A 21,219-nucleotide genomic window follows, 5' to 3' on the forward strand; every position below is an offset into this window, starting at 1 on the left:
ATGACGTCGCCGCCGTCGAGACGCAACACCTCGATCACCGAGCCACCCCCCTGTCACCTCGACCCGGATCAATGGTTCTGCCGCTCTCGCCGAATGCAGGCTCTCTCAACGTGTTTAGCGTGCCCGTTGCGCCGCAGCTGCGCACAACTGGCCCTGGAGTGCCGGCCGTCCTGGGGCATGTGGGCCGGCATCTGGATCGACGGCCGCTTCGCCGCCGCCGCGGCCCTGCTCGACGAGATAGCTGCGGATGATCCTCCGGTGGCACCGGAGCATGACCCCCCTCCCCCGCCTAGGGAACCGCGTCGTTCCGCGGTATTCCCCGCCGGCGTGCAGAGCGGCGCTGCCTTCCGTATGCGGCCACGCACCTTGGTGTTCGCCCGCTCCGAGGGGTATTGCGAAATCATGGCCACCGGCTGCCACCTCACGGCCGACGCGGTCATCTCCCGGGTTCCCCGCCGCGGCGATGGCGATGCCTCGACACTGTTCGCTGTATGTCAGGAATGCGCAATAACCCTGCAGCGCATGGATTCTCAAATGATCTACCACCTCGGGTACCGCCTGGACTCAGTGTCCGACGCTGCCGCCACACCGATGCTGTGGCGGCAGAAGCATCGTCTCCTTCTTGATGCCCGCGGTGGTCTGCGCGATCCCAGCATTTTCGCCTCATCAGAGCGCCCGGAAGCGCACGAGATCAACGACGCCGCGTTTTGGATCGCGTCGACTTGATCTCATGTCGCGATTGGTCGGAAGCGCACGCGCGCGGGCTGAGGAACCCGGTACCCTGGCGTCCGCTTTACCGCGGTAAAGCCAACTCGTCAGTTGTCGGCGCAGAGCAGGTGAAACTCATACCGCAGCGCCTGTTCGACCAGTGCGCTGCGCGTCCCGGCCTCCCAAGTGGCGACAAGATCATCGAGCCGCCGCGCGTTCGCCGGCGTCACACCCGAGAGCACCACGGTACGCGGCGCGGTCACGTGGCGACGACGACGCGGCACCGCATTCGACGACGGCCGCTCGAACAGCTGCCCCTCCCCCACCGACGCCGGCTGCTGGTTCGTCCACGTTGTAGCCAACCGAGCCGCATGCGCTTCGATGGCATCCAGGACGATCGCGCCCATCGTGCGCGCCAAACCACGCCGCGTCTTCTTCTCCGCGATCTGAACCCGGTACAGCTCGTCATACACTTCTGAGGAGAGCAGCACCTCCGGTGGACGTACACGTTTCGCCGGGCCCGCTGCTGTCACAGTGACAGAATTCAGTCGACGCCCAGGACGTCGAGCGTCGCCGCTAGAAGCCGGCGGCGACGGCGACCTGCCTGGCTCCGGAACCCTAGAAGCTTGCGCCGGCTTGACATGCGACGACGTCTCCTCCGGCACGGCAGCCGCCTCCGGCGGCGCAGGGCGGGACACCTCGACGGGACGGGCGGGCGGTCTCGCTGGTGCCGCGGGCCACATCTCGTCCAGATCGTCATCGAGCGCGGAGGGATCGAAAACCGGTTTTGCCTTTGGCCTCGAGGAGCTCATCCGACCCGCTCCTGCACCGGCGCCTCGAAACGTCTCAACCTGCCGATGATCTGGCGCACCAGCTCCTGATAGTCAGCCGCCAGCCCGCTGGGGTCGCTCGACCACATCGCCCGCGTCGGACTCTCTTTGCCCCGCAACTTCGCGATGCGGCTGCGTCGCTCATCGTGAGCAAGCGCCACCAACTCCCCCGCCGTCTTGTGCAAAGTCCGCATATCCACCGCGGCAGCAGGAGCCGACCGGATCGTGATGTCGAAAGGCGTCGTGCCGCTGCCCGCAAGCATCTCGTTGACCTGCGCGAAAACGTCCTCGTTGCGTTTCGTCGCGCGGGGATTGACGTCGAAAAGCAGCACGCCCAACAGTTGAATCGACGAGCCCCTCTTACGGGCATGCCAGAACCGCTTCGCCAACCGCGCTACCCCACCCAGGCTCGCCTGGTCATCGCGGGTCGGAATCAGTAAATAATTCGCGACCGACAGATAGGTGTCCAAAAGCGGGACGTCACCGGGGCCTGAATCTATGACCACCAAGTCGTAACCCTCGGAGTCGCTCAACAGACTCAGCTGCGCCTCCAGGTTGGCCGCCATGTTGATGCCATTCTCGGCCATCACCTGGGCGGTGGCACCGGCCACCGCGAGATGCGGGCCGCCGGCGATGACGTCGAGATTGGGCCGGACGTCGCGCACTGGCGTCAGTGGGGCCCCGAACTGCAGGGTCTGCGCTAAAGACTGACCGCCGTCTCCATCGACGCCCAAGTCCTCGACGGTGACATTGGCCTGCGGGTCGCCGTCGACGACGAGGACCCGGCGTCCACGCTTGCCGGCGGCCGCGATCATCTCAGCAATGGCCGCCACGGTGGTTGACTTTCCGACACCACCCTTCTGATTGGCCACCAGGACCACGCGCGCCTGACCGTTCATCGTCATACCGGTGACGGTATGACGATGAGCCCTCACAGTCGGCCCGCCACACCCCCGCGATACCGAACTGTGATCAGAGTGTCTGCTGGGACGAGTGGGATTGCGGTGAACCGGACGTCTGCGCAGCGGTGCAGACGGCCCGGCAACCACCATTCCCTCTGGGCGTAACAACGGAGGTGTGCTCGCCGCGCCACACCGACGTGAGACGCTGCGTGAACCCGTGCGTTCGACGAGTTAAAGAACGGACTGTCTACCGGATCGGTAGTCGATCAAACACTAGTCCGGGAGAACGATCGAATGTGCTTGTGAACCCACGTCCCTGCATGCATCCCGCCTTACGAACGTGCGCCCGTACGTTTTTAACACGGCACTCGACCGTGTCACTTGCCGTCACTTACTCGCGTTCTTAGTCGTCAAATTGCCGGTTCGACACCCGCCAATAATCCGGCAACTTAGCCGTCGTAGCCTCGTCGCAAGCCCGGGACAACACCGGGTGACTATCCGGCCTGTCATCCGGCGTAAGCCCGGATAATGCAGGTGAACCCAATTTGCGGGTGAGTACCCCGCGGTGTGGATGCACTTCATCGCATCGTCTACGCCGACTCAATACAGAATTGCCTCACTCTCCGACGGCGCACAACTCGCTCTCATCGGAATGGCCCCACCGGGCGCTGCCGGTCCAGGTCGGATCCTCTTTGCGACAGCGAGCGAAGTGCCGACTGTGCTTCCTTGCTCGAGACCACCAGCGCGTTATCTCGCCGGTCCGGCATTCCATAAGGTCTAACGAAAGCTAGTGACGCGTGCTCGCATAGCGAACACACAATGCGTGCGGCGGGGGAGTAGCCCTCCCGCCCAGTTCACCCTGCGACGCTTCGCCCGTACTCGGAACAGCAAAACCGCTGCGGACAGCCTCAACCGGTTCGGTACCGAGTGCACACGAACCCGGCTGCATCCTTGTTGACATCATCTCCTCAGGGACGGGCCGCAGCCGCTGGCCTGTGCCATGCGAACGCGCTCGCGCGAGAGCGGCCCCGTCACCGCGAGCGCACAGATACCAACCGCCAAAACGTCAGGTGACGATTTACCGCGGTAAATCGACGGTAAGTCTCAGCCCTAGCTGATCGGAATCGGCGGAGCTAGGCCCGATTAGGGCGTATGCCGCGAACGGCGGCGCGGACCGCATCGGCGGGGGATACGTGCTCTCGCTTTACCGCGGTAAAGCGAACTCTCGAGATGCTGCCGCCAGCTCCCCAGCAGCGGTACGCGCTCCGACGATGGGGCTGCCCAACGTGAGCAGGGGTAGACGAGGCGTGTCGCGAGCGTAGAACTGCCCGGCGTGGCCGTAAGGTAAACCGCGTCTGATCCGAAGTACTCCGCTGTGCGGGGGAAGCATACGGAAGGGCCATTCATGGCTATCCATGTCCTGCTCAATCAAAAGGGCGGCGTCGGCAAGAGCACCCTGTCGGTCAACCTGGCCGCCGTGACCGCCGATGTCCTCAACCGCGGCGACGACCCTAACGCGAGTTCACCCGTTCTTGCGCTGTCGGTCGACCCCCAGGGCTCCGCGGTCTGGTGGGCATCGAGAATGAACGACCTGCCGTTCCACATTGCCCAGGCCCACGACGACCTAGACAATCTCGCCAAGATCAAAGATCTGCCCGGCATCCAACACGTCTACGTCGACACCCCCGGATGGATCGACCTCGACGGAGACAGCCGCGGTGGCGACCCCCTGGGCCGCGGGCCCGCCGCCGACGTTCTGCGCGCCGTCCTGGACATGGCCGACCAAGTCATCGTGCCCATCGAGCCCGAACCGTTGAGCTTCGACCCAACCGCGCGCACCATCGGCAAAGTCGTCCAGCCCCGCGGATTGCGCTACATCGTCGTCATCAACAACTGGGACCCCCGCGACGGAACCTTCGATCTCAATCAGACCAGAGAGTTCGTCAAAGCCAACGGCTGGCCGCTGGCCAACACCGTCATTCGGCACTACAAACTTCACGTGCGCGCCAGCGCTGAAGGACAAGTCGTCACCGAATACCCCGCCAACCGGGTCGCGCTGCAAGCACGCGAAGACTTTTACAAATTCGCGCTAGAACTCAACGTCGGAGGAACCCGCTGATGGCCCGAGGACAACGCGTCAACCTCGCCGAGCTCCACACCGTCGTCGGCGACAGATCTCCAGTCGAGAATGGCCAGCACCAACGGGAGGACGCCACCGCTCGCACCGCCGCGCTGACCGATCTCATCGCCAACCCCCGCAACCCGCGCGAGGAGCTCGGCGATCTCGCCGACCTCGCATCCATCGCAGATATCCAACTGCAGCCCGCCACCGTAGTGACCCGCGAGGCCTACCTCAACCTCTATCCCGACGACACTATTGCCACCCGCTACGTCGTCATCAACGGATGTCGCCGGCTTGCTGCAGCGCACAAATACGGGCGCAGCGACCTCGCCATCGTCGTCAACGACACCATCGCCCGCGACCGCGTCACGCTGATTGCCGCGAGTATCGCCGAAAATGTCGACCGGCAGGACTTCGACGTCATCGAAGAGGCTCGCGCCGTCGAAGCGCTCGTCGCGGAATGCGGGTACGCCGACGTGGCGGCCGACCGACTGCGAAAGTCTGCCGGGTGGATCTCTCAGCGCCGCGCCCTGTTGCATCTCGCCCCCGAGCTTCAGACCGCCCTCCGCCGCGGTGAACTCGCGATAAGGGAGGCACGTCAACTCGCCCGTGTTCCACTCGAAGAACAAGTGACCCGCTGGCAGGCGGCCCTTGACCGGAACGCAGCGGGGGAGGGCAATGGCACCGACAAACGACCTCCCAGCCGATCCCGAGTGCTCTCCTCGGCCATCGCCGATTTCTCGGCCAAACCCGAATTGCTGGCCAATGCATTGCGCACCTACTTAGGCCCCGACGGCGTTCAACGTCTGCGTGACTTGCTGGCCGATTCTGGCCGGTAACGCCTACAGATCCGCGAGATCGCCAAGATGGCCAGGCGTATTGAACTGACTCAACGCGTCCAGATACCGCTCAGCGACGCGCCGATAATGCTCAGCCGTTTCGTTTCCCGCACTGCCTGCCTGAAGTAAATCCTGCTGAGCAGCGATCAGCAACCGGTTAGCCTCCTGCAGCGACACGATTTGCGCTTGAAGGTCTTGTACCTGACGGTCGGCGACGACGGGAGCCTTCGGCGAACCGGGGGTCGGCGGAAGCTCACTTGCGTAGACATACCAACGCAGCCGCTCCGGCCGCGGCATCGCCCCACCGCGCAGGTGGCCCGCAGTGATCGCCTTGATCAGCGTTCGCGGGTCTTTCCCCAATTTTGAGGCAGCCTCCTGCAACGGAACCACATCTCCCTGCGGTTCCGTCTCCACTCCTGGTGGCGGCTGTTTGGACGGACTCATCCTGCTCTCAGCGCGTTGACGGCCTTAGGGGCATTATGCTCCTAGTTAACGACATTGGGAACGACACGCTGCTATTAGTGCCGGCCACTTAGCACACGATAGCGACATGGATGTCGTAAACTAACGACATCGCACGGCGCTGGCCATGACGTGAGACAGACCGGGAAGGGTGCCATGAGTGGTATGAGCGGAAGCGAAACCCGCCAGTTGACCAAGGGCGTCTTCGTGCGGTTCACCGATGCCCAGCTGGCGTTACTGCAAGACGCGGCGACCCATCGGGGAGTGAGTGTGCCGCAACTGCTCCGCGACAGATCGCTTAGCCCCGAAATCGAGCGCGCCGCCTCCTAGCGACAACTCTGATCGGCAACATGCTTCCACTGAGGCCCCTTGCCGTTTGCTGGCCTACTCACCTTTTCTCTCCGAGCCCCAAAGCGACGTCGCGGACCGCGATCTGAAGTACGCCGACGTGGTGCGCGGTTCTCCGTTTACTCGGCCGTCGATGCCGATCAACTTCGTTTAGCCCGAACTGGTGGGTGTTGCGACCAAACTGCCGCGGACCTCCTTTAGGAGTTCACCGTCCACCACGTGTATAGCTGCGTCAGCGAAGGCCCCTGCGCATCACCTTCTGCCACGCTGACCAGATTGTGGGCAGCGGTCGACCACGCAATCAACGACCGGTTGCCGTGGACCGCGCAGATCAAAGTGCCGGCAATCTCAGATGGCGCCGCGTTACGCCGCCACGGGCCGGGTGACTGCATGTTGTTCGGGCACACCACGATTTGTGCGTCCTCCACACTGCGACGCAACAGCTCGGGCAAGTCGTCCGCGTCCTTGGCAAGCATGAATCGTGCGGAAGCCGGGCCTGAAGGGTCGTGTTCGTTGATGCACTTGAGCTGCGAGACCGCCGGGGAAGCGGCCACCTCCGGCTGGCAGGACGCGCTGAGGCCGGCCGGCACCAACGTGCGCAGCTGAGCCGCATCGTCGGCAGCCGGAGGCGGTGCGCTAGGCGCGAGGCCTCGAGGCCACAACCACGAAGCGGCGATGGCCACCACGGCAACCACCAATGCCGCCCCAATCGCGGCACGCTTGCTCACGAGCTTTGGCACCGCGCCGGGGCGCGCGAGGCGCGTCCGAGGACGGGACGAGCGCGACGTTCGATCGAAGTCGAAGGCAAGATTTGTCAGTGGCCGAAGCGGGGCGTCTCTCGGAGCTTCTGGTGGACGATCAATGATGTGCAACGGTTCGGTGTCTCCGTCGCGTGGACCGTCGGCGGCACTGTCCCCCGCATGCATACCGTCGTCCTTCCCATCTCGTAGACCTCTCCACTGTGCAAGTGCGAGGCCGACGCTGAGCCCCACGCGCACGCTGCTGGCGAAGTAAACCCCCACGATAAGACTCTGATCCAGGATGCAGATACGGGCGCGAGGGAACGCGCCGTTCGGCGGCTCTCCCTCACTGGCTGCGGTCGCGCAGATGATCCGGCGGCCATGCCCTCAGAGGCGCCGACGAGAGCGTAAAGCAGGCAACAGCAAGTACATCCGATTATGGCGGTGCGCGAAATGGGTAGCAGGAAGGCCGGCAGGGAGCTGTGCAGAAGCGGCCGACCGCAGTCGCGCCTTCGGCGTGTTCGCACCATTGCCAGGCTCTCGCCTGCACCCTCTGAACAGAGGGCCGACCTTTGGTACGCCCGACAACGCGAAATGGAGTCGATCATTAGCGGCGTTCATCGCGGCGCCGTCATCGATGGGGGGCTGGGCGCAGGAGCAGTACCGCCGATCGGTACTCCGCCCTGGAAAGTGAACTGGCCGCCGCATCCGTCCGGGATGTAATAGGTGACACCGGGATTGGCTGCCGACAGTACAGCGATCTGCGCAGGACTGGTGGGCTGCCAGGGACCCATTGATGGCAAGCTCGCACCGATCGTGTCCGACGCTGTGCCCCCCAACACGCCGCCAATCGGGTCAGGCGCTGTACGCGCCCACACGGGCAAATTCAGATTCGTCTGAGTCCACTTCTGCGAGTCGTAGGTGTATGCGAACCACCGTTGGAGCTGCGGCTGTCCATCCACTGTGACGACGCGTGTGTAGGTGGTCCCGTCCATCCCTGACATGCGGAACCGGTACTGCTCTGCCTGGGAAAACGCGGGTTGCTGATCTGGAGTAACCCAATTTTGGCCCGGCGTGTAGAAGCCGGAAGGACCGCCGGTCTTTAACGGCTGATCTGTCAGATCGAAGTGTTCAGCAGGGGGAGGCGGCGGTTGCGATCCAACATAAGGGGGTGGCGTGTAGTTCCGCCACTGGCCAAAACGTTCATCGCCGATGAATGGGTTATGAGGATCGACCAGTCCGTGACTGGAGTCCGGCACCCCGCCATCTTCTCCACCGATATCACCGGGGGCCGGCGACAGCGGCGCATCGAGGGCATGGATGCCGCCTGTGACCGGGCGGGGTGGGGGCTCCAACGGCGCACCGACGAGTGAGGGGTTGCCGGCGCTGCGCGCGTAGTCGGCGTATTGCGTGGTGGCTTTGGCGTGCAGGCCACCGAGTTCGGTCTGCAGCGCCGCCACCACGGGGGCGTAGCGCCCCATATTGGCCGGGTTCGCATTCGCCTGCGCGGCCCGTTTCAGCCGCTGCTCGGTGTCCTCGAACTCCTCGGGCTTGGGTGTGTTCGCCCGGGCCCGCGCGTAGTTGTCAGCAAGGGTTTCCAGAGCGGTAGCTGTGGCGGTGGCGTGTTCGCCGTGTCGCTCATACCACTGGCTGAGTTCGTCAATTCGTTGCGACGCTTGATCACCGGCACCTGATCGCCAATCGGCCGAGATGGCGGTGCTACCTCTTCGAAGCTGTCGGGCGGCGTCCTGCAACTCGCTGGCATGGCTGCGCATCTGCTGGGCGGCACTGTAGAGCCCGGCAGGGCCCGGGCCGCCGTGGAGCAGCCTGGCAATGTCCTTGCCGTTGGTCGGGGAAGCGCCGAGCTGCGGTGCGGTGACCGCCGGAATCGTCGGTGTCGACAGGTTCGGTACCGACGGCGCGGCGCTGGCCGGGGCATCGGAGTCACCGCCGGCCGAGCCCAGGCTGGCCGCGTTGAGCTGCTCCTGCTCGTCATAGGTGCTCGCGCTGCTGGCCAACATTGACCCGCGAGCTTCGGTGATGACCTGAGCGAAGTTGCTGTACCCGGTGATCGCGGCGCACCGTGCCTGCAGCGTTTCGGTGACCGCTGCCGACACCGGGTCCGAGGCCGGCGTCGTCACGGTGATTCCCTGCGAGGAACCGCCAGAGGCCGCGCCAGAGACCGCAGCGGCTGTACGGGTCACAACGGCGGTATCAATCTCCAGCTGCGCCATCTCGACCTCCCCAAATTTCCGGTCCCGCGACCGCCGCGGACAGACTCTCGTACCTGGCCCGGCATTCCGATCCTATTTAGCCGGGAGAGGTAGAGCACCGCCTCTAGCGAAATAGCTTTCTTAGCGGATCTGGCGGGTGAGGGCGTCGACGAGGGTGGTGTTGAGGTAGCTGGTGGCAGCGTAGCCGGGGGTGAGGAGTGCGTCGATGCTGGCGGGATCGTCGACGATGATGGTAGTGCCGGTGTATTGGGTGAAGGGCTCCGATAGGCCGTTGTAGCTGCCGCCGCCGGCTGCGCGGTCGCGGCGCAGTACGAGACGGACGTCGGTGGGTGGGTTGTTCAGCTGGGCAGGGTCTGTAACGGCAAGCAGGCTGTCGGTTCCGGTGGTGGCGGGTTGGTCGGCGTAGCGGAAGCCGAGGCCTTGCAGGTATAGGGCGCTGGGGGAAGTGGCGGAGGCGACTTGGACGCCATTGTCGGTGACGAGGACTGCCTGGACGCTTTTGCCGTCGAATGCGGGGTGGCTGGTGCGCAGCTCGGCTTGACTGGTGGTGGCCTGGTCGATGAGTTGTTTGGCTTGGTCGCCGCGGCCGAGGATGCGTGCGATCCACTCGATTTGGGTCTGCCAAGTCCAGTCGTTGGCGTTTTGCGGTCGGGTGATGGTGGTGGCGATGTTCGACAGGTCTTGGTAGGTGGGTGCATTCATGGTCGCGGTGTCGATGATGAGGTCGGGGCGGGTGGCGGCAATCGCCGCGGGATCTGCGGTGTCGAGAACGCGGACATCGCCGGTGATGCGGTCGGTCAGATACGAGGGTGCGGGGCCGGCGGGGGAGACGATCGCGGCGGGTTGCACGCCCAGGGATAAGACGGCGTCGGCGTCTCCGGGGCCGGCGGCGACGACCGTGCCGGGCGCCTCGGTGAGCGTGGTTTGTCCGTGTTCGTGGATGAAGGTTTGCGGCGTGTAGGCGGTGGCGGTGTCGCGGGGCCAGGCCCAGAAGGTGACAGCACCGGCAACAAGCACGACGACGGCGGCCAGGACCGCCGCGATGAGGGTGCGGCGGTGACGCCGCCGTGGTGTCGGAGCGGGTAGGTCGACGAACGTGTACGGGCTGCTGAGCCACGGCTGCGAGTGCTGTGGCGCAGGCCCCGTCGAGCGGGTGAGCGGGCTGGGCTGGGTGGGCCAGTGCGGGGGTGTGCGGTCGGGCGGTCCGAGCGCTGCTGGTGTGGGGGTGGTGGTGATCGCAACGGCGTCGGTGCTGTCATCGAGGGCGCGGTGCGCGGCGGCGGCCAGCTCTCCAGCACTCTGGAATCGTTGCGCGGGTTCTTTGGCCATGGCGCGGGCAATGACGGCGTCCAGGGCGGTGGGCAGGCTGGGTACGGCGTCGGTGGGCCGCGGCGGGGGGTCCATGAGGTGGGCGGCGGCGACCGCGGCCATGCCGCCGGGGCGGGCGAAAGGCGCTTGCCCGGTCAGCAGGCGATACAGCGAGCAGCCCAGTGAGTAGATGTCGGCGCGGTGGTCGACGGTCTCGCCGGCGAGGCTCTCAGGTGCGGCGTAGGCGATGCTCGCCATCACCATGCCGGTTTGGGTGAGGTTCACCGCGTCGTCGAGGGCGCGGGCAATACCGAAGTCGGCGAGGAAGATTCGCTCGTCATGGGGTGCAAGGAGGAAGTTGGCGGGTTTGGCGTCACGGTGCAGCAGCTGGCGGCGGTGGGCGTAGTCCAGGGCGCCGGCGACCTCGCCGATGATGTGCACCGCGCGGCGCGGCGTCATCCGGCCCGCGGCGAGTTCCTTTTCGGCGTCGCTGCCGGCGACGTACTGCATCGCGATCCATAGCTGACCGTCGGTGTCTCCGCGGTTGTAGACGGTGACGATGTTGGGGTGATCGAGGGTGGCGGCGAGTTCGGCTTCCCGCTCGAACCGCGACCGGAAGTGCTCGTCGCGCGACAGCTCGGCGGAGAGCACCTTGAGGGCGTCACTGCGGGGCAGGGTGGGGTGCCGAGCGCGATACACGGTGCCCATCCCGCCGGAACCGAGGACGCTTTCGATGGTGTAGCCACCCACGATGGCCCCTGGTTGCAGTGTCACCGGCAATCGCCTACTGACCGGCCAGAATTCGGTACTGAGCGCCCATCTGTTGGCGGGCGTCCTCGGCGGTGGTGGAGAACGCGGTGTAGGCGTAGCGGTCGACGGTGGCCACGCAGCTGAACGCCCACTGCACCCGCTGCCAGGTGATCGGCGCGGTCGCCGGCAACAGTCCCACGGTGCGCTGATAGCACTTCGCGGCGGGCAGCCCGCGCACCCCCTCGATACCGTGCACGTTGGCGAAACTACCAATCTGCTCGGTGAGGCCGTCAGCGACACGCACCGCGCCATCGGGGTTGGCCGCTTGGTACACCGTGGTCAGACGTTGAGACACCTGGTCCACGCCGGCAGTGCTGAATAGCGAAATGGTCTTGATTGGGTCGACGGCGAAGTGCAGCCAGCCCCGCGGTTTCCAGATACCCAGCAGGAACGGGGCCCGATTGTCCGGCGCGACCAGGGTTTTGGCGAGCAGCTGCCCTGTCGGGTCTAGTGGCAGGTCTTTCAGCGCGGGCAGGTCGGTTGCGGTGAACTGGTCGATCCGCGTCTTCTGCAGATCAATAGTTCCTCTCGACAGGTTTTCGGTATCTGCTCCGAGGAGGTAGTCGCTGACTTGGACGACGGTGTAGAACACGTAGGCGCCGTGGGGAGTGAAGCTGACCATCCGCTGCCCCTGATCGGGCATGGTGAAGGTGATCGCGACGGTTTCTGGCAGCTCGGTCAGCGTCACAGGTTGTGGTGGCGACGAGCCTGGCCAGGGGGTGAACGCGGCGGCCATCTGGGTGGCGGCTGCCGTGGCGGCGGCAGGATCAGGGAAACGCAGGACCACGTTCTGCAGGCTGCGCTGCTGTTTGGCTGTTGACGGGGTGGTTCGTACGGTGGCGAAGCCGCTGACGAATCCGTTGGCGCCGGCGGCAGCGGCGACCGGCGGATCAAAGATGCGGTTGCGTGTCATGTCGTCGGTCGAGGCGACCGGACCGACCAGCGACAGATTCACCGGGGCGGGCAGCGTGTTGATCTCGGCGTCGATCTCCCACGGTCCCACGGTGTAGTCGGCGATGCGATGCGCCTCGAGCAGGGCGCCAGAGTACGGGTCGTCACCGGCGGTGCCGAACGGACGGCTGGCCGCGGTGGCGTAGTCACCGGTGTCCATCAGCGCCACGATCGCGCCACCGTCGGGGGCTTGCTTGGCGGGGATGGCGGTACCCGCGGTGGTGGTGGTGGCGCACCCAGCGATCAGGACGGCGCAGACACCGGCGATCAGCGCGACAGTAGGGCGGGTTGTTCTGTCCCACATAGGCGCTCGCTTCCGACATGCACCATCCACTCGATGGTGGGTGCTCTGAGGTGATGACATTGCGGCATTCACTTGGTGGTCAGTGCCGGCGGCTTCTTGGTCAAATCCACGGTGCCGAAGAACACCTTGTCGACCTTGCCGGAGGCGGTGCCGCCGTCGACCGTTTGGACGGTCACCGGCATGACGACCGGTCCGTCGACCGTGGTGGTCATCGCATACTCCAAGAACAGGCCCATCTTGACCTGGCTGATGTCGGCGGGCCCCCAGTTGGCGGTCCCCTCCACGGCGTCGGGGCGGTCCATCTTGTAGGGGCAGCCGGGCGGGTTGAGCGCGTGGGAGCGTTCGCAGGCGGTGAACGCGTCGCTGACCGCGCTCTGCACGGCTTGCTGACCCTTGTCGTTGAGGTCGAATTTCGGTTGCAGGAACGACGTTCCGCCGAAGCTGAGCGCTTGCAAGGGGGCGGCGTCGGCGAGCTGGCTCACTTCAAGGTAGTCGTTGGTGCTGCCCAGCTGCTGGAAGCCGGGGAACACGTTGACCGATTCTTTGTCTTTGAGAGGTTCCCCGAACAGGGTCAATGTCGATTCGGCCCCCTCATCGCCCGAGACGTTCCGCAAGGCAATGCGAACGAACGCGTTGTCCAGTTTCCAGACGTCGTCGACTTTGGTGAGCCGCACATCGGCCTCGGAGGTTTTCCCGCCAAAGTCGGCGGCAACCTTGACCGTCCCCATCCGCAGCGGCGAGTTCTCGTCGCCCTTATCCAGGACACGGATGTTGGTGATGGGCTGCTTCGCAATCTGCTTGCGCAGGATGTCGTCGGTGAGGAAATCCTTGCTCGAGGGTTCGGCTTTGCCGAAGGACAGGGCCTTGTCAGCATCACCGTCGCTGAGGGCCTGCAGATAGGCCGTCACGGTGTCGGCCGCAGTCGCCGGGGTGTCACCACCGCCGGCGGTGCCCCCCTCAGAGCCCGACCCGCTGAACAGAGCGACAGCGACGACGAGCGCGACGACCACAGCTGCGGCTGCGGCCACGATCACGGGTCGGCGCCGCCACACGGGCCGAGTCGGCGGCATCGGCATGGGGGGGTGCCCCGGATAGAACTGCTGCGCCGGGTGAGGTGGCCATCCCGGCGGGGGCGGTGGGGGTCCAGCGGCCCATTGCTGAGCGTGCGGAGCAGGGGGCGCCGCGGCGGCGGGCGGCGGGGTACTAGAAGTCGGGGCAGCGGCGGGAGCCGGCGCAGGCCGGCTCGGCGCCGGGGCCACGGTGGGTGTCGGCGGATTCGGCGGCCACGGGTAGCGCTGCTGCGGTTGCGAGGACGGTTGGGGCGCATCATGGTTCGTGCGCGGCGTTACAGGAGCCTGCCCGGTAGCGGCGTCGGGGTCCACGGCGGCGGTGTTCGCCGAAGTCCGGGGGCTCGAGGTCGTGGGTGCCGCGGTCGTGGGTTCGTCAGGGTCGACGTGGGGAGGCCCCGCGGAGCTGCCGCTCGGTGGGCGGGTGAAGGTGGGGGTGATCGCGGTGGGTGCGTCGGGATCACCGGGGTCAGGCTCGGGGCGGGGTCGGTCGGCGTCGTGTCGTGAATCAGCCACGGCGATATCTCCTTCGGTGCGCGCTGGTGGTCGACCCGCACTCGCGGGCAAAGTGTCGCTCGGTCAGGGGGTGTCAGCGGATCTTGTCGGCGATAGCGCTGGCGATGGCATATCCGGCGCTACCCACAGTCGGTGAGCAGGCCCGCACATCGACAATGACGTTGCCGCGCACCGTCATATCGCGCTCGCACTGTTGGCCGGGCACCGGGGGAGTGGTCGGTATCAGCATCACCGTAACGACGTCGCCGATCGTGCGGATCGTGGTCACATCGACGACGATGTCCTTATCGCCGCCGCCGGGGGAATAGGTGAGGCGTTGCGACTGGCAGGAATTCCAGTCAGCGACCAGCTTGTCGAACACCGACTTCGCCGCGGCAGGATCCGGGAAGGCGGCGACCGCTTGGGCGACCTGCTGGGCGCGGCCCTGCTGCAGAAGTTGGATCACGACCCCGGTATAGCCGGTTCCCTCGAACGCGGCGCGGTAGGCCGGCCCGAAGGCGCTCATGCATTGCGGCGGAGCGACCGAGCCGCCCATCATCGCCGTCTCGGTTCCCACCTCGGCCAGTTCAGGGCTGTTGAGCAGCTTCCCGGCCTCAGGAACGGGCAGCAGCAGCGGCGCGAGCGCGTCGGGGGCGATCACCGGCCCCGCCGGTGCCGGCGCTGGGGTGGGTGCGGGAGATGGCGGTGCCGGGGTGTCCGCGCGGACGGTGGTGGTCGGTCCGGCCGGCACCCCGGCCTTGCTGCTCGGCGCGGTCGTGGGTGCCGCCGTGGTGTCGGCGGCCTCTCCGGAGTCGGCGATCAGCACGACCGCGGCCACCACGGCGACCACGGCGGCGCTCACCGCACCCACCGTCAGCCACCGGTGAGCGCGTATCGCGGCGACTGCGGGATGCTGCGGTTTGGGGGGTAAACCCGACCGCGCCGGCGGCGGTGTCGCACCGGGGCCGCCGGGGCCTCCGGGGGCAGGCTGGGGCCAGCCCTGGCCCACGGGGGAAGGCTGCGGCCAGCCAGGCCCCGCGGGCGGTGGCGGCGGGTACGCGCCCCACTGCGGAGGCGGGGGAGGAGGGGAGAACTGGGGTGCCTGCAGCGTGTCTTGCTCATCGAACGGGCGCGCCGGCGGCGGGCCCACCGGCGGAGGTGTCGGGCGGTCGGCGTCGCGGCCACGGTGCGGTGGTCGGTCATGCGGAGTCACTGCATCCCCCTGCGTATCGAGGCGCGCCAGCAAACGCCGGCATCATGTCTGCGACTAATCATCGCACGATCCGTTGCACCCCCCGCGCACCAAAAATTTGCCGCCAAGAGGCCACGATTCTGCGTGTAATACTGAATCGGCTGGTACGCCCGACTATCGATGCTTGCGCTGGTAGAACCGTGTTCGCTCGGCATCGATAGCCGCTTGGAGAACAAGGAATCGGTGTGCAACAACCTGTAGCGCAATCTGTAGCACCTCGGTGCACACACGCCACGACAATCGAGCCTCACGAGGAGCCTAAGGTGAGCGGACCGACCGAGTCAGGAACCCCGGCAACCAGGCTGCCCGCTGTGCAGATCGCGGTCGCCGGCAAGACGATGACCGCCCAGGCCGACGCCGGAGCGGTCGTCATCGGCCGCGAGGAGCCCGCGCATATCCGGGTACCGATCCCGTCGCTGTCGCGGGTTCATGTGCGCATCGAGCCCGCCGACGGGCACTGGGTCATCACAGATGCCGGCAGCAAGCACGGCACCTTTCTCGACGGACGCCGTATCGAGTCCGTCGCGGTCGAACAGGTGACCTCGGTGCGCCTAGGTGATCCAGCCGGGATCGAAGTCACCGTCGCACCCGCCGAGCACAGCCACTCTGATCCCTCCGAATCTCTTGAAATGGGCGAGGACACCGCCGCGGATGTCGAGCAGCCAGCCGACCCCGACATCGCCCGTGCAGGGCTGGCGGTGATGGAGCGCCGTGAACAGCTGGGTTTCTCCCAGCGGCGCCTGGCCGAAGATCGGGTCGTCAGCCAGACCCAGCTGGTCAAGCTAGAACGCGGCACCCATTGGCCTCGGCCGGGGACGCTGGCCAAGATCGAGTCCTACCTGAGATGGCCGCCCGGCACGATCGCCCGGATCCGCGGCGGCGAGCTCGCACCCGACGACGATGACACCACCGAGGTGTTATCGCCCACCGTTCAGGTCGCCGTCCTCATCGACGCCTCCGAGATCGCCCTGCACGGCGTGCTGCGCAGGGTCGCGCAACTGCCCCCAACCGACAGCGCCACCTTCACCAGCGACATCAGCGCATTACTGGCCGAGCTGCGCCGCCTGGAACGCACCATCACGACCGCGGCCCGCACCACGACCCATCGCCCCGAACTGCTGGGACTGCTCGGCCACATCCGCGCAGCACGCCAGGACATGCTCCGCGCCGCCACCCGAGCGCCCGGCGCCACACTCGGTCAGCGACTGGCCACAGCGCGCCTCCATCACCATCTCAGCGCCGCTGAGGTCGCCACCCACTGCAACATCACGATCGAAGAGGTCGACGCCGCCGAAGCCGAACAGCCCGTGCGCGCACCAGTCACCGCAGCGCTCGAGCTTCTCGTTGCCGGCCTCACCGGTGCAGGAGCCACCCGCCGATGACCACTCCCACAGGTGCCGCCCAGCCACGCACCACCCGGGCCCGATCACAACCGCGCCGTCTGCGCTGCGCCGCCGCAGGCGCTTTGGCGGTCCTGGCCGTCGTGATGACCGGCTGCGCCACCCCCATCCAGGGGCAGGCCCGGTCCAGCATGTATGACCCCAACACCATCGCCGGCGTGCCCGTCGTCGACGGCCCCAGCGGTGTCCGCAAAGACGCGCCCCCGCCGGATGGAAAAGTCGCCTACACCAACAATTCTGACGCCGACCACCTCGCGGTGCTGGCCGTCAACGATGTGGTCGACTACTGGCAACAGCACTACACCGACCCGCCGTTGGAGGGATCGTTCACCCCGGTCGCCAACCTCGCCTCCTACGACTCCACCGACCCGGGCGGCCCCATCCTGTGCGGCGAAAGCGGATTCAACAATCCCAACGCGTTCTATTGTCCGCGTGCCGATCTCATCGCCTGGGATCGCGGCGACCTCGTTCCCGCCGGGATGAAATACTTTGGCGACGCCTCGATCGCCGCCCTATTCGCCCACGAATACGGTCACGCCGTGCAACGGATGGGCGGGCTGGTCGACCGGTCTACACCCACACTCGTTCTCGAGCAGCAAGCCGACTGCTTCGCCGGCAGCTACATCCGCTGGGTCACCGAAGGATCGTCAAAGCGCTTCGAGCTCAACACCAGTGACGGACTCAACCGCGTCATCGCCGGCGTCATCACCATCAGGGACCCGATCCTGACCCCCGAGTACGAAGACATGGTGGAAGAAGGCCACGGCACCGCCCTGGACCGCGTCAGCGCTTTCCAAACTGGATTCATCGATGGAATCGACGCCTGCGCGCGAATCGACATGGACCAGATCGAGCATGCCCGCGGCGACCTGCCGATGATGCTCGACCCTAAGGCGAGCGGCGGCGCTGCCACTGGGGAATCACCCATTGATCAAGGACTCATCACCTCGATCACCGAGGCGTTGACGCAGATTTTCACCCCCGCCGCGCCTCCGACCGTTTCCCTTACCGCACCCGCCCAGCCGTGCCCCGACGCGACGGCCACCCCGCCAGTGTCCTACTGCCCGTCCACCCACACCATCACCGTGGACCTGCCCGCCCTGCAAGCGATGGGCACCCCCGCCGACGAGAAGGAACGCGTTCTCCTACAAGGAGACAACACCGCAATCTCCGTGCTGACCGCCCGCTACATGCTTGCCCTGCAACACCACCGCGGAGTCCCCATCGACACCACCGCCGCCGCGCTGCGCACCGCCTGCCTCACCGGCGTCGCGCAACGCAAAATGACCGAACCCATCACGCTCCGTACCGGCGGCACCATTCAACTGTCCGCGGGTGACCTCGACGAAGCTATCGCCGGTCTGCTTAACAACGGCTTCGCCGCCAGCGACGTCAATGGCACCACCGTCGCCGCCGGCTTCACCCGCATCATGGCCTTCCGATCCGGACTTATCACCCCCAACGCCGACGCCTGCTATACCAGCTTCCTCTGATCCGAATGACGGCACACAGACGTCTGCGCGGCGCGCATCGTTGCGGCACGACCGACCCAGGACACACGGGTTGTACAGCAAGGGTGTGCCGCGGATACATGACCGAGGCGGGGGATTGGCCCAACCGGCGTCTATGCAACCCCCGGGGAGACTGCGACGCGGGTGCGATGTGCCCCTCAGTGAAGGAAGACGATCGTGAACCCGAACGCCATGAGCGGTTTCAGCAGAGCCGGATCGACACTCGCGGTCGGCGCGAAGACGACCGTGTCTCCATCGGCGGGGCCGGCAGCGAACTGACTGAACGCTGGGATCTTCGACAGTTCCTTCCCGACGGCGACGTCGGCCGGCCACCGCCCCATCATGATCGACTCTGGCGGACTGCCGGCCGGGGTCTTCGACGACGCACAGCAGGCAATAGCAGTGGCGGTGGGGAACCGGAAGGTCGCGCTCGACGGTGTGGTCATCGATCCTTCCTGGCATACGGCAGCGGTCCAGTCGTCCCGATCACCCGAGAGTCGTCGCTCGCTGGCGCCACCGGCGGTGACGCTGTCACTTCGTCCTCGGTCAGCGGACATCGCCACCACGGCCACGGTCGCGGCGACCACAGTGGCCGCCACACCGGTCACCGCGAGCCACACCCCGCGCCGCCGACTTCCACTCATTCCCGTCTCCATCCGTAGCCCCCATGGCAGGTCATGACCTAGCACCCCCGGGCTCCCGGGCGTGTCATGCTCACACGCCAGTCGCGTCACCGCCAGACATGCTCTGACACAGAACATTACGGTCGCAATGGGCATCTTCCGGTTGCGGTGCGAGCCGCGAAGCTCGCGGACCGCTGGACCCGGGCCACAGCGGGGTGCCTCTGGCGCCGCCGGTTCGCTGACGTCGCGCACTCGTCGATGATGCCGGGTCTGACATAGCTCCGTTCATCACGAACAGCGCCAATGGAAATAACGAAAGTGTTATAGTGTGTGCGTGGGGACGTATGGCGCGCAGCTGATCCGCGAGGCTCGCCTGCGGGCAGGCCTGACCCAAGCCGAGCTCGCCGAGCGGGCCGGTTTGGTGCAGCCCGCCATCGCCCGCTGGGAAGCGGGTCGGACCGCGATCAGCATCGATGAGGTGGTGCGGCTGGTGCGGCTGTGCGGTCTCGAGCTGGAGTTCGCGATTGTCGAGCGTGACGACAGCGACCGGGCCCAAGCGCAGCGCCTCGCGTCGCTGTCGGGTCAAGAACGCCTCGACCGTCACGGCCGGATCGCGTCCCAGCTCGCCGGCCTGCGCCGCGCCGGAGCGCACTGATCGTGGAACTGGACCTTGCGCGCCTGTTCGCGACGCTGCACCGCCACAAAGTGGTCTACGTGCTGATTGGCGGACTCGCCGCGGTGTATCACGGATCGCCCTTCCCTACCGAAGACGCCGACATCACCCCGGACGCGGGCGCGGCCAACCTCACCCGCCTCGCTGCGGCGCTGCGCGAACTGAACGCCCGGATCCGCACCGAATCGGTACCTGAGGGTCTGCCGTTCACCTGCGACGCTCAAGCGCTATCGGGAGCCCGGACCTGGAATCTCGTGACCGACGCCGGCGACCTCGATATCGCCTTCGAGCCCGCGGGCACGCGTGGGTACTCCGACCTGCACCGCGGCGCCGCCGCCGCCGAGCTGTATGACAGCGTCGTCGAAATCGCCTCCCTCAGTGACGTCATCCGGTCCAAACAGGCCGCCAACCGCCCGAAGGATCAACGCGTCCTGCCCACCCTGCGCGACCTGCTCGCCAACAAGTCAGCGCCGCCGCAGACCCGATAGCCTCGAACAGGCGTGAGCTGCAGTGCCCGACCGCGACGACGCACGCCGCATCGGGCTCGTCAGACCGACTGCAGGGTTCAAAGACGCGTGGGCACGGTCACTCTCGTCTCGATGCTGCCCAGAAAAATTGGTGCGCAGACCCCCCTTGCCCGCCCGGCATACTTCAGATACGCCCTCGTCGGGCAACGCGTTGATCACGGCCATAGTTGCCCTGCAGGGGCGATGAGCTGGTGCCCGACCGCCCGTGAGCGGGCCGGACTGCGACAGGGCCATCGAGGAAAGGACCGACCTATGAGCACGACTGTTCAGCTGCTCGCCGCTGAAGGCGCCACCACCAGCTATTCCCTCGGATTCGCCGTCGGTCGGCTGCTCGTCATCGGCGCGCTCGTGTGGGCCATCGTTGTCTTCGTCCGCAAGGCCCGACGACCACCCACGCAGCTACCCGTGCTGCCACCACAGCACCCCCAATACGGTTGGGTCCCAACGAATCACCCCCAGCCGGGGTGGGGACCGCCGCCGGTTCCCGCGCCGTACCCCGCGTCGTTCGGGCCGGCGCCGTACGGGCCGCCCGCACCGACTCCCGCCCACTGGGCACCCCCGGCGCATCCCCCTGCGGCGGCACCGGCCCCGAGGACGGGTGGGCCTCGCCGACACCCGGCCACGCCGGCGGGAGTGCAGATCGGTACTAACGAATGCGGCGGCGGCCTCGCCGAGCCCGGCGTGGACCCGCCGGCGTTCACGGGTCAATCGGGGGCCGGGTACCCGCCGCAGCAACAATACCGTGCATACTGGAATAAGTCCTCTGCCGCGTTGGATTGAAATCAGGCGTGAACGTCGGCAAAGTCGCTGACCTGCGCAGCGTCCGTCCGGCTCGGGCAAGGCGTCACAAGTAGGAAGGGTGGGCTGAGATGTTCCTGTGGTCGACAGCCTGCACATCGGTAGTGCTACGGCGGCTCTATGGGTAGGCGGGGGCCCGACGTCGCGGTCTATCGGAACTGCTCATTCGTCATCTCTTTGATCAACAGCGAGCGCCTCAGTTACGAGGCTGGCTCACAGCTTCACCTCGACCACGGCGAACTGACCGCTATCACCGCAGCGGGGGAGCAGCGCCGCGTCCCGGTGCGGGAATGGCAGGACGTCATTATCAACGCC

19 protein-coding genes are annotated in these 21,219 nt (G+C 66.3%); 9 read left to right on the forward strand and 10 right to left on the reverse strand.

Going from position 1 to position 21,219, the window contains the following annotated elements:
- Positions 1–726, forward strand: a complete 726-nt coding sequence (locus MHN84_RS12270; protein ID WP_255730349.1) for a WhiB family transcriptional regulator — start codon at positions 1–3, stop codon at positions 724–726.
- 89 nt (positions 727–815) lie between these two features.
- Here the strand turns inward: MHN84_RS12270 and MHN84_RS12275 are convergent, their stop codons facing one another.
- A complete protein-coding gene (locus MHN84_RS12275) occupies positions 816–1,241 on the reverse strand; it encodes a hypothetical protein (protein WP_241204914.1) in 426 nt (141 codons plus the stop codon).
- Between the two features lie 275 nt (positions 1,242–1,516).
- Positions 1,517–2,443: a ParA family protein gene (locus tag MHN84_RS12280; RefSeq protein WP_043416216.1), complete on the reverse strand. Its 927-nt coding sequence runs from the start codon at positions 2,441–2,443 to the stop codon at positions 1,517–1,519.
- Positions 2,444–3,845: 1,402 nt separating this feature from the next.
- On the opposite strand from MHN84_RS12280, the gene MHN84_RS12285 reads away from it, so the two are divergent.
- Both MHN84_RS12285 and MHN84_RS12290 read left to right on the forward strand, forming a co-directional pair.
- Positions 3,846–4,559, forward strand: a complete 714-nt coding sequence (locus MHN84_RS12285) for a ParA family protein (protein ID WP_043416219.1) — start codon at positions 3,846–3,848, stop codon at positions 4,557–4,559.
- The gene (locus tag MHN84_RS12290; RefSeq protein ID WP_043416222.1) at positions 4,559–5,401 is read left to right on the forward strand and encodes a ParB N-terminal domain-containing protein; all 843 of its coding nucleotides are present in this window, start codon (positions 4,559–4,561) and stop codon (positions 5,399–5,401) included. The genes MHN84_RS12285 and MHN84_RS12290 overlap by 1 nt, the downstream gene beginning before the upstream one ends.
- A 3-nt stretch (positions 5,402–5,404) precedes the next feature.
- On the opposite strand, the gene MHN84_RS12295 is transcribed toward MHN84_RS12290, so the two are convergent.
- Positions 5,405–5,845: a hypothetical protein gene (locus MHN84_RS12295; RefSeq protein ID WP_046364106.1), complete on the reverse strand. Its 441-nt coding sequence runs from the start codon at positions 5,843–5,845 to the stop codon at positions 5,405–5,407.
- Positions 5,846–6,028: 183 nt separating this feature from the next.
- Here MHN84_RS12295 and MHN84_RS12300 point away from each other — a divergent pair, with 183 nt between their 5' ends.
- On the forward strand, positions 6,029–6,193 hold the full coding sequence (locus MHN84_RS12300) for a hypothetical protein (RefSeq protein ID WP_172835618.1): 165 nt from the start codon (positions 6,029–6,031) through the stop codon (positions 6,191–6,193).
- A 215-nt stretch (positions 6,194–6,408) separates the two neighbouring features.
- Here the strand turns inward: MHN84_RS12300 and MHN84_RS12305 are convergent, their stop codons facing one another.
- From MHN84_RS12305 to MHN84_RS12330, 6 genes are all read right to left on the reverse strand, one after another.
- Complete coding sequence (locus MHN84_RS12305) at positions 6,409–6,939, reverse strand: hypothetical protein (RefSeq protein WP_239736412.1); 531 nt, start codon at positions 6,937–6,939, stop codon at positions 6,409–6,411.
- Positions 6,940–7,568: 629 nt separating this feature from the next.
- Positions 7,569–9,185, reverse strand: a complete 1,617-nt coding sequence (locus MHN84_RS12310) for a PPE domain-containing protein (RefSeq protein WP_241204915.1) — start codon at positions 9,183–9,185, stop codon at positions 7,569–7,571.
- A 120-nt stretch (positions 9,186–9,305) separates the two neighbouring features.
- Positions 9,306–11,267 carry a serine/threonine-protein kinase gene (locus tag MHN84_RS12315; RefSeq protein ID WP_241204916.1) on the reverse strand — a complete coding sequence of 654 codons (1,962 nt, stop codon included), beginning with the start codon at positions 11,265–11,267 and terminating at the stop codon, positions 9,306–9,308.
- Positions 11,268–11,277: 10 nt separating this feature from the next.
- Entirely contained in the window at positions 11,278–12,558 is a 1,281-nt protein-coding gene (locus tag MHN84_RS12320) for a hypothetical protein (protein ID WP_241204917.1), read from the reverse strand.
- A gap of 68 nt (positions 12,559–12,626) precedes the next feature.
- On the reverse strand, positions 12,627–14,141 hold the full coding sequence (locus tag MHN84_RS12325) for a hypothetical protein (protein ID WP_241204918.1): 1,515 nt from the start codon (positions 14,139–14,141) through the stop codon (positions 12,627–12,629).
- A 73-nt stretch (positions 14,142–14,214) separates the two neighbouring features.
- The gene (locus MHN84_RS12330; protein ID WP_241204919.1) at positions 14,215–14,982 is read right to left on the reverse strand and encodes a sensor domain-containing protein; all 768 of its coding nucleotides are present in this window, start codon (positions 14,980–14,982) and stop codon (positions 14,215–14,217) included.
- A gap of 653 nt (positions 14,983–15,635) precedes the next feature.
- Between MHN84_RS12330 and MHN84_RS12335 the strand changes: the two genes are divergently transcribed.
- Positions 15,636–16,754 carry an FHA domain-containing protein gene (locus tag MHN84_RS12335; protein ID WP_241204920.1) on the forward strand — a complete coding sequence of 373 codons (1,119 nt, stop codon included), beginning with the start codon at positions 15,636–15,638 and terminating at the stop codon, positions 16,752–16,754.
- Between the two features lie 104 nt (positions 16,755–16,858).
- Positions 16,859–18,265 carry a neutral zinc metallopeptidase gene (locus MHN84_RS12340; protein ID WP_241204997.1) on the forward strand — a complete coding sequence of 469 codons (1,407 nt, stop codon included), beginning with the start codon at positions 16,859–16,861 and terminating at the stop codon, positions 18,263–18,265.
- Between the two features lie 176 nt (positions 18,266–18,441).
- Here the strand turns inward: MHN84_RS12340 and MHN84_RS12345 are convergent, their stop codons facing one another.
- Positions 18,442–18,927, reverse strand: a complete 486-nt coding sequence (locus MHN84_RS12345) for a hypothetical protein (RefSeq protein WP_241204921.1) — start codon at positions 18,925–18,927, stop codon at positions 18,442–18,444.
- A gap of 313 nt (positions 18,928–19,240) precedes the next feature.
- Between MHN84_RS12345 and MHN84_RS12350 the strand changes: the two genes are divergently transcribed.
- From MHN84_RS12350 to MHN84_RS12360, 3 genes are all read left to right on the forward strand, one after another.
- Complete coding sequence (locus MHN84_RS12350; protein ID WP_241204922.1) at positions 19,241–19,561, forward strand: helix-turn-helix domain-containing protein; 321 nt, start codon at positions 19,241–19,243, stop codon at positions 19,559–19,561.
- 2 nt (positions 19,562–19,563) lie between these two features.
- Positions 19,564–20,067 (forward strand): hypothetical protein, encoded by a 504-nt coding sequence (locus MHN84_RS12355; RefSeq protein WP_241204923.1) that lies wholly within the window; start codon positions 19,564–19,566, stop codon positions 20,065–20,067.
- A 291-nt stretch (positions 20,068–20,358) separates the two neighbouring features.
- On the forward strand, positions 20,359–20,886 hold the full coding sequence (locus tag MHN84_RS12360) for a hypothetical protein (RefSeq protein ID WP_241204924.1): 528 nt from the start codon (positions 20,359–20,361) through the stop codon (positions 20,884–20,886).
- The last annotated feature ends 333 nt before the right edge of the window (positions 20,887–21,219 follow it).

Source organism: Mycobacterium sp. PSTR-4-N, assembly GCF_022348085.1.
GTDB lineage: Bacteria > Actinomycetota > Actinomycetes > Mycobacteriales > Mycobacteriaceae > Mycobacterium.